This is a genomic window from Hymenobacter sp. BRD67 (assembly GCF_013256425.1).
Taxonomy (GTDB): Bacteria; Bacteroidota; Bacteroidia; order Cytophagales; family Hymenobacteraceae; genus Hymenobacter.
Genome location: NZ_CP053904.1, coordinates 2935414 through 2950505, shown reverse-complemented (window position 1 = coordinate 2950505; position 15092 = coordinate 2935414). Strand labels below are relative to the sequence as shown.

Below are 15092 nucleotides of genomic sequence, written 5' to 3'. Positions count from 1 at the left end.
AGCAACAGTCAGCAATTAGCAAGCCAGCGCGGCGCGGGTGGCCCGGGCATCTAGCGAGAGCTGGGCTTTGAGGGCGTCGAGCCCGTCGTATTTCTCCTCGCCCCGCAGCCAGGCAACGAATTCGAGCGTCAGGTATTGCCCGTACAGGTCGCCGCTAAAATCAAGCAGGTTTACCTCAATAGTTTGCGCCAGCCCCTCGCCGATGGTAGGCCGCACGCCGATGCTGAGCATGGCCGGGTGCCGGGTGCCGGCCGCCGTAGTGGCCCACACCGCATAAATGCCCTGGGCCGGCACCAGCTTCAGCTTCTCGGGCACGCTGAGGTTGGCGGTAGGGTAGCCGATGGTGCGGCCCAGCTGCTGGCCCGTAACGACCAGGCCCGTAAGCGGGTACTGATAGCCGAGGTAGGCCGTGGCCGTGGCTACGTCGCCGGCCCGCAGCGCCCGCCGGGTGCGGGTGCTGCTCACGCCCACCGCGTCCACATCCTGGCGCGGAATCTCTTCTACCGTGAAGCCGTAGCGGCTGGCGTGCTGGCTCAGGTACTCGAAGCTGCCCTCCCGGTTTTTGCCAAAGCGGTGGTCGTAGCCGATGACCAGGTGCCGGGCATGAACGGTGTTTAATAGTAATTTCTGAATATACTCCTCCGACGTCCACTCGGCAAACTCGCGGGTGAAAGGCATTATCAGCAGGTAATCGACGCCGAACTCGGCCAGCCGTGCTGTGCGCTCTTCCAGCGTATTGAGCAGCTGCAGCTCCAGCAGCTCGGGGTGCGAAGGGGGTGGGCCCAGCACCAGACGCGGGTGAGGCCAATAAGTGATAACTACGGCCACGCCGCCCACCGCGTCGGCTACCTGCCGCAGCCGCCCCAGAATGCGCTGATGCCCCCGGTGTACCCCATCAAAGGTGCCGCTCGTAACCACGGCATTGGGGAGATAAGGAAAGGAGGCTGGGTCGGTAATAACAACCATAGAAAGCAGTGTTGAGCAGCGTAGGCCAATTACGCAGATTCGGATGGGGGCGGTGCATCCGGCACCTGCGCGGCCGTGGCTGCTGCCTGCTGGGCCGCGTAGTAGTCGAGGCCGGTCCGGGCCACCGGCCTGCGCTCGCGGCGCGGGCGCTCGACTTGGGGGGCCGCTCCTGCGGCCTCAGGGTGGGGCGGGCGCAGGGCCTGGACCTCCGCTATCGTCCAGGCATCGGCGAGCTGGTAGCTGCCGATGCGGGTGCGCACCAGGCGCGTGAGGTGCGCGCCGCAGCCCAGGGCTGCGCCCAGGTCGCGGGCCAGGCTGCGGATATAAGTCCCCTTGGAGCACACCACCCGAAAGTCGATTAGGGGCAGGGCAATGCGCGTGAGCTCAAACGCTTTAATCTCAATGGTTTTCGGCTTGATAACGGCTTCCTCGCCCTTGCGGGCCAGCTCGTAGGCCCGCTGCCCGTCTACCTTCACCGCCGAAAAAAGCGGGGGCGTCTGCTCGATTTTACCCAAAAAGGTACCCACGGCGGCCTCAATTGCTTCGGGCGTCAGGTGCTCGTAGGGCCGCTCAGCATCCACGGGTGTTTCGAGGTCGAAGCTGGGCGTGGTCTGACCCAGGCGAAAAGTGCCTTCGTATTCCTTCTCCTGCGCCTGAATCAGGTCTATCTCCTTGGTTTTTTTGCCGGTGCACAGAATAAGCAGCCCGCTTGCCAGGGGGTCGAGGGTGCCGGCATGACCGATTTTGCGCGGGCGCAACGTGTTCTTCACCTTGCGCACCACGTCAAACGAGCTCCAGGTCAGGGGCTTATCGAGCAGCAGTACTTCGCCCGCCTCAAAGTCGAAATCGGCCAGGCGCTTTTTCTCCCTCATACCAGCTCCAGGTTAACGCCCAGGCCTAGCATCAGTAGCAGCAGGCCCCCCACGATAATGCGGTAGATGCCGAAGGCCCGAAAGCCGTATTTCGCCACAAAGCCGACGAAGAACCGAATGGCCAGCAGCGCCACCACAAAAGCGACTACGTTGCCGAGCAGCAGCAGCTTTACTTCGTCGCCCGAAAACAGGTGGCTCAGGCTGGTGCCGTGGCTATGAGCTTCTTTATAGTAGTCGTAGATATCCTTCGCGGCTGCGGCGGCCATTGTGGGCATGGCCAGAAAGAAGGCAAACTCGGCCGCCGCCCGCCGCGTCAGCCGCTGGGTGAGGCCGCCGATAATGGTGGCCGCCGACCGGCTGACGCCCGGCACCACGGCCAGGCACTGAAACAGGCCGATAATCAGCGCTTCCTTAAAGCTGGGGTTGGTAACCGGGTGACCGCCTTTCTGGGGGTCTTCCTGCGGAAACCATTTGTCAACGAATAGCAGCACGATGCCGCCCAGCAGCAGCATAATGCCCACCGTCGTCACCGATTCGAGTAGGGCGTCGATGTGCTTTTTGAGCAGCAGGCCCACTACCACAATCGGCAGAAAAGCTACCAGCAGCTTCAGGTAAAAGTCGAAGCTCTGGAAAAAGCGCTTCCAGTACACCACCAGCACCGACAGGATAGCCCCGAGCTGAATAACGACCAGAAATAGCTTGGCAAACGGAGTCATCTCCATGCCCAGCAGCCGCGAGGCAATAATCATGTGGCCGGTACTCGATACGGGTAAAAACTCGGTGAGTCCTTCCACGATAGCCAGCAGCAGCGCGTGCCAGTAAGTCATTGGGTAGAGGTAATTTATTGGCAGATTAGCCGGGGCGCTTGTAGGCGGGCTTGGTAGGAGTGGGCGTTGGCGTCGGGGCCACAGCCGGCTTTAAGTCGGCTGCGAGGGGAGCCGCCACTACCGGCGCAGCCGGCGCCACTGGGGCCAGCTCGCCGGGGTTGCTACGCACCATAATGGCTGCAAACTCAATCACGAAGCCTATAAACAGCAAAATCGGACCCAGCGTAAGGCCCAGGAAGCCCTCGCCATAATCGGCTTTGTCGAGCATCATGGTGATGAAGCCGACGGCCAGTACGGCCAGACCTACCCACATCAGGCGGTAGTTGCGGGGGCCGAAAGCGAAGCGTGGGGCAGGAGTGGTAGGTTGCATAAGCGGGTGAGGAGTTAGTAAAGCTCGTCTAGCGAAACATTCAAATATTTATTTACTGCCCAATAAGAGCTGAAAAAGCCGATGGCCGTGCCTAGCGCCAGTACCCCCAGCAGGAGCAGCCCGATAAGGTGGTCGTCGCGCAGCAGGCGCAGCTGGGCAATTTCGAGGTAGGCGTATTGCAGCAGGCTCAGCAGTACCAGCACGGCCAGCACCCCGCTGGCCAGCCCCTGCCAGGTAGCCCGCCGCAGAAATGGCTGCTGAATAAAGAACCGCGTGGCGCCCACGAGTTGCATAGAGCGAATAAGCAGGCGCTGCGAAAACATGGCCAGCTTAATGGTATTGTTAATCAGAATAACCACGACGAGCACCAGTACGGCCGCAAAGCCCAGCAGCAGCAGGCTCACGCGCTCCAGGTTTTGATTGATGCTGGCAAACAAGGTCTTGGGGTATTGCACCTCAAACACGCCGCGCTGCTGGCTCAGGCTGCGGCCCAGCAGGCGCAGGTGGGTAGTATCGGTATACTCGGGCCGAATCTTGAGCACGTACGCATCGCGCAGCGGGTTGTCATCCAGAAAATTGTGAAAATCCTCGCCGGTGGTTTCCAGCAGCTGGCGGGCACCTTCCTCCTTGCTCACGAAGTGAACCTGCGGGCGGCCATCCAGCTCGGCCACGTAGGGCTGGTGCTCCAGGTCCTGCTGCAGGCGCAGCAGCTCGGTTTCGGGCAGGTTGCGCTCGAGGTACACCTGCACTTCCAGGTTTTCGCGCACTACTTCGCCCAGCTTATGCGCGTGCAGCAGCAGCAGGCCAAATAACCCGATGACCGTAAGCGCCAGCGTAATGCTGAACACCACCAGCAGGGTAGGGTAGGAGCCGAGTTTCTTTTTGCGGGGCTTGGCCATAGAGTCGCAAAGGTACGCCCGGCGTTTAATCGCCTGTCATTGAAAATAGTCAGCTGTGCTTGCGGCGCCCTGCTTTGGTGGGCTCGCTGGGGCAACCTGTTAATTGATACTAATTTACAGATTCGTGCGCTTGTCTTCCTCCACCGTCAATACTTCGCGGGCGCGGCGGGTGGCGCGCTCGCGGCGGCTGGGCGCTTCGCGGCTAAACAGCTCGCTGACGTTGTTAAACTCCTTGGTATGCAGCAGCGAAACCCCGGCGCGGGGCTGGTTTACGGTCGTCACGAGGTTGTCGCGCGGGGTGGTTTCGTAGCGCAGCTTGGCCCGAAACTTTCCGTCGGGCCGCAGAAAATACTCCAGGCTGAAATCGCCAATCAGCGAAGTCTGGGTATAGGGCAGGCCGGTGGCGGGGTTAATGTTAGCGCTGTTGGAGTTGCTGATGCCACCCTCGCGGGTGAGGCGCAGGCGGCCGCCCAGAAACGAGTAGCTTAGGCGCACCTGCAGCGCCTGGAGCTGGTCGGCGGTGAGGCCGCTGATGTTGAAGTCAATTTCCAGGTTCTGGTCAATCTGCGACGTGAGCAGGCCGAGCTGCGAGGAAATAATCTGGCCCAGGCTGTTCTGCACCGCGTTGTTCTGGCCCGTGAGCGAAATGCCGCTGAAGCTATTGCTGTTTTGTGGAGATAACGTTCTGAACACCAGCAGGCTGAATACCTGGCGATTTAACTCCTGCTCGTCGTTGCGCAGCAGGGCAATAAACGAGGCCAGGTCATTTTGCAGCGAGCTGGGCGCATCGTCAAACTCCAGCGCCAGCTTGATTACCGGCAGCAGCAGCGGCCCGGTGAGGTTCATGACGGCCGTAACGGGCACCACCGCAGCGCCCGTGCCCGCCCCGGTGCTTTGCAGAATCGGGGCCAGGGAAGTGCGCTGGGTGTAGGTGGCCGTCACGTTCATCTGGCCATCGAGCGGGTCGCCGTTCCAGGTAATGACGCCGCCCGGCTGCACCACAAACTCTTTATTAACAAGGCCTTGCAGCGTGAAGTTGTAGGCGCCGCGCACAATCTCGACCTGGCCGTACATGTTAAAATCGCCGCGCGTGTCGATGTTCAGGCGCAGCTGGCCGGTGGCTGCCCCGCGAATTACATCGCCTGTGCTTTCATCGAGCAAAATCTCCAGGTAGGCGTCGGGCGTCACCGTCAGGTTCATATTCAGCTGAATACCCGAGAGGTCGACTTTATTCTGTTCGGCCAGGAGTGCCGCCTGTCGGGCCTGGCGGCGGCGCACCGAGTCGGGCAGGTTGCGGCTCACAAACTTGATGTAGCTGGCCTGCTCGGCTTTGGCGGCATTGTCGAGGGGCAGGGCCAGGCGCGTGCCGGCTTCGGAAGTAGCCCGGACATCTACCACGAGGTCGTCGACCGGGCCGCGCACGGTGGCCGTGCCGGTAGCGTACGCCGTCCCGAAGTACAGGTCGTTGTCGCGCCGGGTGGTGTGCAGCACCTGAAACTTGCGGAAGCTGGCACTCATCTCCAGCGACATATTCTGGAAGCCCTGGTGGCGGATAACGCCATCCACCGTGCCCACGTTGCCCTGCTGGTCGCGCAGCTGCACTTTGTTAAACCCGATAGAAGTAGTTGTGAAGCTGATGCGGTCGGCAAAATGGTAGGTGGTGCCCAGGTAGCCAAACGTGAAGCGCCCATCGGTCACATCAACGATGCCGGCCAGGGTAGGTGCCCCAAACATGCCGCCCAGCAGCAGCTGCCCGCGGCCGGTACCGCCCAGGTTGGTGAGCAGGCCGCCTAAAAAAGGCTGGGCGAGCACTACCGGCGCATCGTTCAGCTCAGCGGTCAGGTTAAACTGCTGGGTCGATGAGCCCGGGGCCAGGTAGCCGCTCACCGTGAGCACGCGCTGCTGCTGGCGGGCTACGTCGAGGTTCAGCCGCAGCTGGCCGCTGGGGTTGTCCCAGTCGCCGCGCCCCGCCACCTGCCCAATGAGTGTACCCTCATACACGAGCGAGTCGACGGCCAAGGTGCTGTTAATATCGAGCTGATTATATATTCCGCTCACCGCGGCCTGCATGTTCAGCCGGCCGCCCAGGTGCTGGTTGATGACCGAGCTGAGCGACGATAAATCAAAATTGGCAATGTCGAGCTTCAGGGGTGGCTGGTGCGGGTCGGGCGAGATAACACCCTGGGCGCTCAGGCGCTCCTTGCCGTGGCTGAGCACAAAGTTCTGAATATCCATCACCTTGCCATAGTCGCTGATTCTGATGGCATTGTCGGCCGCAATGCTGTAGTCCTGGTCGAGCAGGTGCAGGCCGCTACGTCGAAACACCACCTGCACAGCCCTGGGCAGAAACTCCAGCGACCCATTAATATTGGCGCGGTTGGTGGTGCCGCTTTGGGCCAGCGAGGTCGAAAAGCTGATGCGCTGCTGGTCCCACACGCCTTCCAGCACAAACTTCTCCGTGCGGCCCAGCGTCGGCAGCACCTGGTGCCCGGAGGTAAAGCTGGTCTGGGCCAGTACTTCGGGCTGGTAGGGCAGCTTGGAAGTGGTAAAGTCGAACTCCGTGGCAATGGTGTGCACCGGCCCATACCAGATGCTGTCGAACTTGCCGCCCAACTGCAAAATCGACGTTTCGCCCTGCCGGAACGAGCCATCGATGCTGCTATTGTCGGCAATCTGCAGCTCCGGCACAAACAGGTTCAGTACCGGGTTTATGTGCTTGAGGTCGAGGTCCAGCTCAATGGCGTAGGTTGGCAGCCGGCGCTGGCGCTTGCGTTGGTAGTAGGCCGCGGTAGCCGCCGCATTGCTCTCAAAATTGAGGCGGTACTCATGCCAGAGCGTAGTAAGGTCCTGCACCACGGCTCCAAACTCAAACGCCCCGTTGACGGTGAGGTCTACCAGCTCCGAGTTCAGCTTTACCTGGCGCTGGCCCCGGCTGTTGCGGGTGCTGCGCACATCCAGCGTATCGAGGTCGAGGCTTTTGTTGCGCAGCGTAAAGTGTGAGCCGCGCAGCTGCGCCGAGCCCAGCAGCGAGTCTAGCTGCGTGCCGCGCAGGTTTACCCGCGCCGTGGTGCTTACGGTGAGCGGCACCGCCAGCAGCCCCAGCGCGCCCAGGTTGGCGTGGGCCACGTTGGCTAGCACATCAATGTGCTGGTGCCGGGGGTCGAGGTTGAAATCGCCGCTGGCAGTGAGGCGGGCGGCCGGGTCGTTGGCCGTCACCTTGCCTTTAAAGCCCTGGCCCGCAAAGTCGCCGTCGAGGCTCAGGTTGTGGTAGCGGTAGCCCGCCAGCCAGATGGCCGGCACCGTTACCACGGCATGGCCCTTGGCAATAGGCGGCACGAAGCCCGTGCCCGTCACGCGTCCATCTACCGATACATCCCGAATAATCGACTCGTCGCCAATAAACTTACCCACATTAAAGGCCGTGCTGTGGACGGTGCCCTCGTACACCGCGTGGTCGAAGTCGCTCTTGGTCTTCAGGTTAACGTCGGTCGATACCGCGCCCAGCGCCGTATCGAAGCTGGCCTTGCCTACAAAGTCGTTGTAGAAACCAACAAATTGCCCGTCGAGCTTTACCAAACCCAGGCGCTGCACCAGCTTATTGGCCGAGGCCGGCAGGAAGCGCCGCAGGTCGGCTGCGTCAATCTGCGAGGGTTGGAGGCGCAGGTCGATGAGGCTTTCGCGCCAGTGGGGCAGGTTATCGGCGTGGGCGCGGCTGGCCACAATGTGCGTGCGGCGGCCATAGCGCACATCCAGGTTCTTTATCTGGAAGTCGCGCACGTAGCCTTTGGCATCGCCCGAGATAAAGATGGAATCTTTCAGCGAAGCCAGGTCGGGCGCAAACTTGGCAATGTCATCCGTGTAGATTTTGGTCCCGCGCAGCTGCGTCACCACCCGCATCGAGTCGTTGAAGTCCGAAAAGTTGCCGAAGCGCTTGTACTCGAAGCGCACGTACTTGCGCAGCTCGCTGCGGCCCACCCGCAGAGTCAGGTTGTTGAACTCCCAGAAGTGCCTGTTGTACTGAATGTCGGCCGTTAGCTCGCGCAGGTGGGTTTGTGAGGGCGTTTCTACGGTGCGCAGGCCGGCAATGCGGGCGCGCAGGGTGTCGCTTTTCCAGTTAAGCTGCGAGATAGTGGCATAGATGCTGTCGGCCACTAAGTGGTCGTAGTCAATAGCCCGGCCGTAGAAGGCCTCGCGGGGCCGGTCGGGCCGCTCAATGGCAAAGTGCCCGTTGCGAATGGCTACCTCGTGCAGCTGAAAATCGAATGGCTTGGAGGTCGTACTCGTGTCGGGTGCCCCGCTCAGGCGCTTAATGGCGGCCAGGAACTGGTCGAGCGTAGTAGAGTCGGGCCGGCCGGCCACGTCGCGCAGCACAAAGCGCGGCTCGGTAAGCGTGAGCGTACCCACGTGCAGGTGGCGCGGGTCAAACACCGAAAACAGCTTGATATCGGCATCGGCCTGGCCCACGCCAAAGAGCTCGCCGCCGCGCCGGTCCAGCACCCGCACGCCCTCCAGCAGCACATGCGAAAACGGCCGCACATCGACGCTGCCAATCTCTACTTCCTGCCCCAGCTTCCGGGTTAGTACCTCGGCTACCTGGTGCGCTACCCGTGTTTGCACGCTCGGCACGCGCAGCGCCAGCAGTATTCCGCCCACCGCCAGCACCAGCACCACGGCCAGCCCAAGCAGAATTTTAAGCAGAATATGAAGAAAGCGACGCACGAAAGACAGAAAAGGCTGGTTTAGTGAAACCCCTGGGCGAGCAGTTACTAACGCAAAGGTGCGGCTTTTAGCGCGCACTACCCGCGCCAACGTAGGAGGGAGCAGCCAGGTTCGCCCGAACTTTGCGGTTTCGCTTTGTTACTTCAAGGGCAGCCCCGCGTTTGTTCCCGCAAGCGCAGGCCCGCAAGAACACCGGACTTTTAAGCAGATACCTACAGATGAATCTTCTCGCTATCGAATCCAGCTGCGACGATACCGGCGCGGCCGTGTTTCAGAATGGCCAGCTGCTGAGCAACGTGGTGGCCGGCCAGGCCGTGCACGAGCAGTACGGCGGCGTGGTGCCCGAGCTGGCCTCGCGGGCACACCAGCAGCACCTGCTGCCCGTGGTGACGGCCGCGCTGCGCCAGGCCGGCCTCAGTAAAAGCGACCTCGATGCCGTGGCCGTAACGCAGGGCCCCGGCCTGCTGGGCTCCCTATTAGTAGGTAACCTGTTTGCCAAAAGCCTGGCGCTGGCGCTGGGCAAGCCGCTGCTGGCTGTCAATCACATGCGGGCGCACATTCTGGCGCACTTTATCCGGGAGCCCAAGCCGCTGTTTCCGTTTCTGTGCCTTACCGTGAGCGGCGGCCATACGCAGCTGGTAGTGGTGCACAGTGCCCTGCATATGGAGATTCTGGGTCAGACTATCGACGACGCGGCCGGGGAGGCGTTCGATAAAACGGCTAAGCTGCTGGGCTTGCCCTACCCCGGCGGCCCCCGCCTCGACAAGCTGGCCCAGACCGGCAACCCGCGCCGCTTCGAGTTTCCGATTGGGGCAATGAATGGCTACAGCTTCTCGTTCAGCGGCCTCAAAACCTCGGTGCTGTACTTTCTTAAAAAGGAAACAGTCGCCAATCCCGACTTCATTCAGCAAAACCTGGCCGACCTCTGCGCCAGTATCCAATACACCATTGTGCAAACGCTGCTGCGCCAGCTTAAAAAAGCGGCGCTGGCTACGGGCCTGCGCCAGGTGGCGCTGGCCGGCGGCGTAGCGGCCAACTCGGGCTTGCGGCAAGGCTTGCAGGCCCTGGCCGAGGTGGAGGGTTGGGAGGTGTTTATTCCCGACTTCCAGTTTTGCACCGACAACGCGGCAATGGTGGGCCAGGCGGCCATCTTCCAGTACGAGGCCGGCGACTTTGCCAGCCAGCTCACCAGCCCCGACCCGCGTTTGAAGCTGGCGTGATATAACGCGATAAGTTTGGGCTATGAATAAAAAATGGATTTTTGGGACTCTACCGTTTTTATTGGTCAGCTGCAATCATTATGAGCGGCCAAAATATCTTACCCGAAATTGGCATCCAGCCGACGGCTATGTTGCTGATAGCGCCACTGCTATCAAAATAGCGCAAGCAATTATGTTTGAACAAATCGGGGAAGAAGTTCTCGAGTATAAGCGCCTTAATGCTAAGCTGGAAGGTGGTAATAGTTGGATGGTGTGGGGTGCTCTGCCCCTTGGAGACGATGGCGCTCCAGTTTTTGGCGGCTATTTTCAGATGAGAATTGACAAGAAAAACGGGGCTGTAACAGAGGTTGAAATAGGAAAGTAATTTTACTCGCTCCACCTGAATCTGCGGTATTCGCGTAATTGGTAAGAATCTGCGATTTATGAAAGACAAGACTCCCGCCAACATCAATATCAAAAACCGCCGCGCCAGTCACGAATACACGTTCCTGGCCAAGTACGACGCGGGCATGATGCTGCAAGGCACCGAAATAAAAAGCATTCGCGCGGGCGAAGCCAACCTTCAGGATGGCTACTGCACCTTCGACCACAAGGGCGACCTGTGGGTGCACAGCGTGCGCATTGCGCCCTATACGCTGGGTACTTACAACAACCACGATGCCATGCGCGCCCGGAAGCTGCTGCTCAACAAGCGCGAGCTGAAGCAGCTGGCCGGCAAGATGGACACCGGCCTCACCATTATTCCGCTGCGGCTGTTCGTGACCGACCGCGGCTTTGCCAAGCTTGAAATTGCGCTGGCTCAGGGCAAAAAGCTCTTCGATAAGCGCGACGACCTCAAGGCCAAAGACCAAAAGCGCGAAATGGAGCGCTACCGCTAGCTTTATTTTGTATGTGAAAACGTGCGGAATATGGAAATGTGGAAGATAGCTGCGCTACCCAGCACATGGTAGTCTGCTTTTCCCTCAATTCATTTTCACATTTTTCACATCCCGCACATTGCCACATTTAATAACTTGAACCACGGTATTTGCGCCCTGAGCGCCGTTCCTGTCCGAGCCGAGCCAACCGACCGCGCCGAGCTGGTCACCGAGCTGCTGTTTGGCGAATGCTACACGGTGCTGCTCGCGCAGGGCCACTGGCTGCGCATCGAGTCGGCCGCCGACAGCTACCTGGGCTGGATGGATTACAAGCAGCACCGCCCCGTGAGCGAGGCATACTTTGCCGCCTGGCAGGCCCAAGACCACCCCCGCGTGCTCGATGTAGTGCAGGTGGTATCTAATGCCACTATGCGGCAGCCCATTACGCTGGGCTGCCGCTTACCCTTCTTCGACGGCATGACGCTCCGGGTCGGCGATGATAACTCCCTGTTTTATAACGGACCGGCTACCAACCCGGCGCAGCCTGCCACGCCCGAGCGCCAGCTGGCGCTGCTGCGTAAAATGAGCCAGCACTTTCTGCGGGCTCCCTACGTGTGGGGCGGCAAGCAGGTCTTCGGCCTCGACTGCTCGGGTCTTATGCAAACGCTGTTTGGGCTGATTGGCGTGCAGCTGCCCCGCGATGCCCGCCAGCAGATTGCCCTCGGAGTGCCCGTCGATTTCGTAACCCAGGCCCGGCCCGGTGATTTGGCTTTTTTCGATAATGCCGACGGCAACATCGTGCACGTCGGCTTAGTGTTCGACGATGGCCTCATCCTACACGCCCACGGTGAGGTGCGCCTCGACCCCCTCGACCACAACGGTATTTTCAACCGCGACCGCAAGCGTTACAGCCACAACCTGCGCCTAATCAAGCGTCTCCTGTAGGGGTGCGTCGCACGCGCCCCTACCACGCTATTGGCGTCTCGTTGTGCTTTGTCAGCCACGCATTAGCCTGGCTGAAGGGCTTGGAGCCGAAAAAGCCGCGGTCAGCCGAGTAGGGTGAGGGGTGCGCGGCCTTCAGAATGAGGTGCTTGCGCGCATCAATCAGCTCTTCCTTTTTCTGCGCATACGCGCCCCACAGGATAAACACTACGTGCGGCCGGCCCGCCGAAACCTGGCGGATAACGGCATCGGTAAATTCTTCCCAGCCTTTTTTCTGGTGCGAGCCCGGCGTGGCAGCCCGCACCGTAAGGGTGGCATTGAGCAGCAGCACGCCCTGCTGCGCCCAGCGGTCGAGGTTGCCGTTAGCGGGGGCCGGCGTGCCGGGAATATCGTCCTGTAGCTCCTTAAATATATTTTGCAGCGAGGGGGCGTACGAATGCCTTCATTTACCGAAAAAGCCAGCCCGTGCGCCTGATTTTTTCCGTGGTACGGGTCCTGACCCAGTATAACGACCTTTACTTCCTCAAACGGGCAGGCGTCGAAGGCATGAAAAATCTGCGAGCCCAGCGGATATACCGTGGTGGTAGCATACTCGCCGCGCACCCAGGCAGTGAGCTTCTGAAAATAAGGCTTCTCAAATTCGGCTGCCAGCACCGGCTGCCAGCTTTCGGCAATCTTGACCATAAACGAGAAAGAAAAAGAAGGCGTATAGAGGCGAAATTAAACTATCGGCTTGGGCGTTGAGCCCCTAAACCTACCTTTCGGAGATACTGTTACCCTAAGCAGCGTAATTTCGCCGGTCGCCGCTATGCCAACTACCACTACGCAGGGCGTAACCGTTACGGTTACGACCAACTACCTGCCCGATTACTCCAGCCCCGCGCAGGAGCACTATGTATTTGCTTATCGTATTGATATTCGGAATAATAGTGAGTTTACCGTAAAGCTGTTGCGCCGCCACTGGTACATTTCTGATGTGGGAACCAGCGTGCGCGAGGTAGAGGGCGAGGGCGTGGTGGGCCGCACGCCGGTGCTGGAGCCCGGTGAGGCTCACCAGTACGTAAGCGGCTGCAACCTGAAATCGGGCATGGGCAAAATGCGCGGCACCTATCTCATGGAGCGCGTGGGCAGCGGAGAGCATTTCCAGGTCAATATCCCGGAATTTATGCTGATTGTGCCCTTTCGGATGAACTGACTTTTTGCTATAGAGCTACAATTTGCACCAACTCTTCTCCTTTCTCCGCCACTGGCTGCTGCGCTCGGGCAGTGCCCACGGGCTGCATTCGCCGTTTGTGTTCGGGCTCTACACCACGGTTATTCGCCACACGGGTGAGTTTGCCGCCTTTCCGCGCATCGAAAAGCGCCGGCACGAGCTGCTGGCCAGCGAGCAGGTGCTGGAGGTAACCGACTTTGGCGCGGGCTCGCAGGTGGCCGGGGCAGGCGGCCGCAGGCGACCGGTGCGCGACATAGCCCGCCACGCGGCCAAGCCCCGGCGCCTGGCGCAGCTGCTGTTTCGGCTGGTCAATCACTTTCGCCCGGCTACCATCCTGGAGCTGGGTACCTCGCTGGGCCTCACCACGGCCTACCTGGCACTGGCCGACTCGCGCAGTCAGGTTATCACCTTTGAGGGCTGCCCCAACACCGCGGCCGTTGCGCGCGAAACATTCAATAAATTGAATATTAAGAATGTGCGTCTGGTTGAAGGTAACCTCGACCAGACGCTGCCTGCCACCTTGGCCACGCTGCCTCAGCCGCTCGATTTCGTATTCTTCGATGGCAACCACCGCTACGAGCCCACGCTGCGCTATTTCGAGCAGTGCCTGGCTAAAGCGCACGAAAACAGTGTATTCGTGCTCGACGATATCCACTGGTCGGCCGAGATGGAGCGGGCCTGGGAAGCCATCAAAGCGCATCCCAGCATAACCGTGACCATTGATTTATTTTACGTAGGGCTGGTGTTCTTTCGCAAGAAGCAGCCCCGGCAAGATTTCTGGCTGCGGTATTAGCTGCTGTTGCCCGTTAACTTCGTCATATCTCTTAACGACCCATTTGCCATGCCAACTGCTGACCAGCGCCTTGACCAACTAGAGCCGGTTATTAGCGAAATGCTCGCCCGCCAGGATGAAACGGCCGCTAAAGTGGAGCGTGTGTCGGCCCAGGTGCGCCAACTCACGTTTACCGTCACTAATGCCCTTACTGCACAGAGCAATACGATTGAATATCTACTCAATAAAACTACCAAGCTAGAGCAGGACCAAGGCGAGTTACGCCAGGAAATGAACCAGCGCTTTGGGGAAGTTGAACAACGCTTTAACCAAGTTGAACAACGCTTCAACCAGGTCGAACAACGCTTTAACCAGGTCGAGCAGCATTTTGATAAGTTCGAACAGCGTTTCGATAAGTTCGAACTAAGCTTCGACCAGCTTTTCGATTATATCAAAGAAAAGCTGAAATAAAGGTTTGCCTACGCATTCAACCCCTGTGGGTCGAGGTCGCCGCTGGACCGCACGGCTTCGCGCACGCGCGTGAGGCGTTGCAACAGCGCTTCGAGCTGGTCGAGCGGCAGCATGTTGGCGCCGTCGGAGAGAGCGGTGGCAGGCGTGGGGTGCGTTTCGATAAAGAGGCCGTCGGCCCCCACGGCGATGGCCGCCTTGGCAATGGTTTCGATGAGCGCGGGCTGGCCGCCCGCAACACCGCTGGCCTGGTTGGGCTGCTGCAAGGAGTGCGTTACATCCATCACCACGGGCACGCCGAAGCTGCGCATGGTGGGCAGGTTGCGAAAATCAACAACCAGGTCGCTGTAGCCGAAAGAGTTGCCCCGGTCGGTAAGGATGACGTGGGGGTTGCCGGCACCCTGCACTTTGTCCATGGCCCAGCGCATGGCTTCGCCGTTGAGGAATTGCCCCTTCTTGATATTCACCACCTTGCCGGTGTTGGCGGCGGCCACGAGCAGGTCGGTTTGGCGGCAGAGGAAAGCCGGAATTTGCAGCACATCCACGTACTCAGCGGCCAGCGCAGCCTCATCCGACTCATGGATATCGGTCACGGTGGGCACGCCGATTTCGCGCCCCACTTTTTGCAGAATACGCAACGCCGTCTCATCGCCGATGCCGGTAAAGGAATCGAGCCGCGAGCGGTTGGCCTTTCGATATGAGCCTTTGAATATATATGGTATTTGTAATTTATCAGTGATGTGCTTGACGCGCTCGGCAATGCGCAGGGCCATATCCTCGCCTTCGATGACGCAGGGACCAGCCATCAGGAAAAATTGACCCGAGTTGGTGTTGCGGAAATGGGGGAGGGCGCGGGCAAGGGAAGTGAGCATCTTTTAATATAATGTGGGAAATGTGGGGAATGTGGGAAATTTGAAAATAGGAGAAATTTGAGGGCGAGACGGATATAAGAATTTAATAATTTAGC

14 protein-coding genes and 1 pseudogene are annotated in these 15092 nt (G+C 59.8%); 7 read left to right on the top strand and 8 right to left on the bottom strand.

The window, feature by feature from the left end:
* Window positions 1–15 precede the first annotated feature (15 nt).
* From GKZ67_RS13680 to GKZ67_RS13655, 6 genes are all read right to left on the bottom strand, one after another.
* On the bottom strand, window positions 16–966 hold the full coding sequence (locus GKZ67_RS13680; RefSeq protein WP_173243226.1) for a bifunctional riboflavin kinase/FAD synthetase: 951 nt from the start codon (window positions 964–966) through the stop codon (window positions 16–18).
* 29 nt (window positions 967–995) lie between these two features.
* Window positions 996–1838, bottom strand: a complete 843-nt coding sequence (gene truB / locus GKZ67_RS13675) for a tRNA pseudouridine(55) synthase TruB (protein ID WP_173243223.1) — start codon at window positions 1836–1838, stop codon at window positions 996–998.
* On the bottom strand, window positions 1835–2665 hold the full coding sequence (locus GKZ67_RS13670; protein WP_173243220.1) for an undecaprenyl-diphosphate phosphatase: 831 nt from the start codon (window positions 2663–2665) through the stop codon (window positions 1835–1837). The genes truB and GKZ67_RS13670 overlap by 4 nt, the downstream gene beginning before the upstream one ends.
* A 25-nt stretch (window positions 2666–2690) precedes the next feature.
* On the bottom strand, window positions 2691–3035 hold the full coding sequence (locus GKZ67_RS13665) for a DUF3098 domain-containing protein (protein WP_173243218.1): 345 nt from the start codon (window positions 3033–3035) through the stop codon (window positions 2691–2693).
* A 14-nt stretch (window positions 3036–3049) separates the two neighbouring features.
* Window positions 3050–3934: a cell division protein FtsX gene (locus tag GKZ67_RS13660; RefSeq protein ID WP_173243215.1), complete on the bottom strand. Its 885-nt coding sequence runs from the start codon at window positions 3932–3934 to the stop codon at window positions 3050–3052.
* A 114-nt stretch (window positions 3935–4048) separates the two neighbouring features.
* Entirely contained in the window at window positions 4049–8653 is a 4605-nt protein-coding gene (locus GKZ67_RS13655; RefSeq protein WP_173243212.1) for a translocation/assembly module TamB domain-containing protein, read from the bottom strand.
* Between the two features lie 218 nt (window positions 8654–8871).
* Between GKZ67_RS13655 and tsaD the strand changes: the two genes are divergently transcribed.
* The 4 genes from tsaD to GKZ67_RS13635 all read left to right on the top strand — a co-directional run bounded on the left by tsaD (window position 8872) and on the right by GKZ67_RS13635 (window position 11675).
* Complete coding sequence (gene tsaD, locus GKZ67_RS13650) at window positions 8872–9873, top strand: tRNA (adenosine(37)-N6)-threonylcarbamoyltransferase complex transferase subunit TsaD (RefSeq protein WP_173243209.1); 1002 nt, start codon at window positions 8872–8874, stop codon at window positions 9871–9873.
* A gap of 22 nt (window positions 9874–9895) precedes the next feature.
* Window positions 9896–10237, top strand: coding sequence for an NTF2 fold immunity protein (locus GKZ67_RS13645; protein ID WP_173243206.1), 342 nt, complete (start codon window positions 9896–9898; stop codon window positions 10235–10237).
* Window positions 10238–10295: 58 nt separating this feature from the next.
* Complete coding sequence (gene smpB / locus GKZ67_RS13640; RefSeq protein WP_173243204.1) at window positions 10296–10751, top strand: SsrA-binding protein SmpB; 456 nt, start codon at window positions 10296–10298, stop codon at window positions 10749–10751.
* A 135-nt stretch (window positions 10752–10886) separates the two neighbouring features.
* The gene (locus GKZ67_RS13635; protein ID WP_254244820.1) at window positions 10887–11675 is read left to right on the top strand and encodes a C40 family peptidase; all 789 of its coding nucleotides are present in this window, start codon (window positions 10887–10889) and stop codon (window positions 11673–11675) included.
* Window positions 11676–11694: 19 nt separating this feature from the next.
* Here the strand turns inward: GKZ67_RS13635 and GKZ67_RS13630 are convergent.
* Window positions 11695–12356, bottom strand: a pseudogene (locus GKZ67_RS13630) (uracil-DNA glycosylase).
* Window positions 12357–12480: 124 nt separating this feature from the next.
* Here GKZ67_RS13630 and apaG point away from each other — a divergent pair.
* From apaG to GKZ67_RS13615, 3 genes are read left to right on the top strand one after another with little or no spacing between them, the layout of a single operon-like run.
* Window positions 12481–12867, top strand: a complete 387-nt coding sequence (gene apaG / locus GKZ67_RS13625) for a Co2+/Mg2+ efflux protein ApaG (protein ID WP_173243201.1) — start codon at window positions 12481–12483, stop codon at window positions 12865–12867.
* 22 nt (window positions 12868–12889) lie between these two features.
* Window positions 12890–13678, top strand: coding sequence for an O-methyltransferase (locus GKZ67_RS13620; protein ID WP_173243198.1), 789 nt, complete (start codon window positions 12890–12892; stop codon window positions 13676–13678).
* A gap of 48 nt (window positions 13679–13726) precedes the next feature.
* Complete coding sequence (locus GKZ67_RS13615) at window positions 13727–14128, top strand: hypothetical protein (RefSeq protein WP_173243195.1); 402 nt, start codon at window positions 13727–13729, stop codon at window positions 14126–14128.
* A gap of 8 nt (window positions 14129–14136) precedes the next feature.
* Here the strand turns inward: GKZ67_RS13615 and kdsA are convergent, their stop codons facing one another.
* A complete protein-coding gene (gene kdsA, locus GKZ67_RS13610; RefSeq protein ID WP_173243192.1) occupies window positions 14137–14997 on the bottom strand; it encodes a 3-deoxy-8-phosphooctulonate synthase in 861 nt (286 codons plus the stop codon).
* Window positions 14998–15092: the final 95 nt, after the last annotated feature.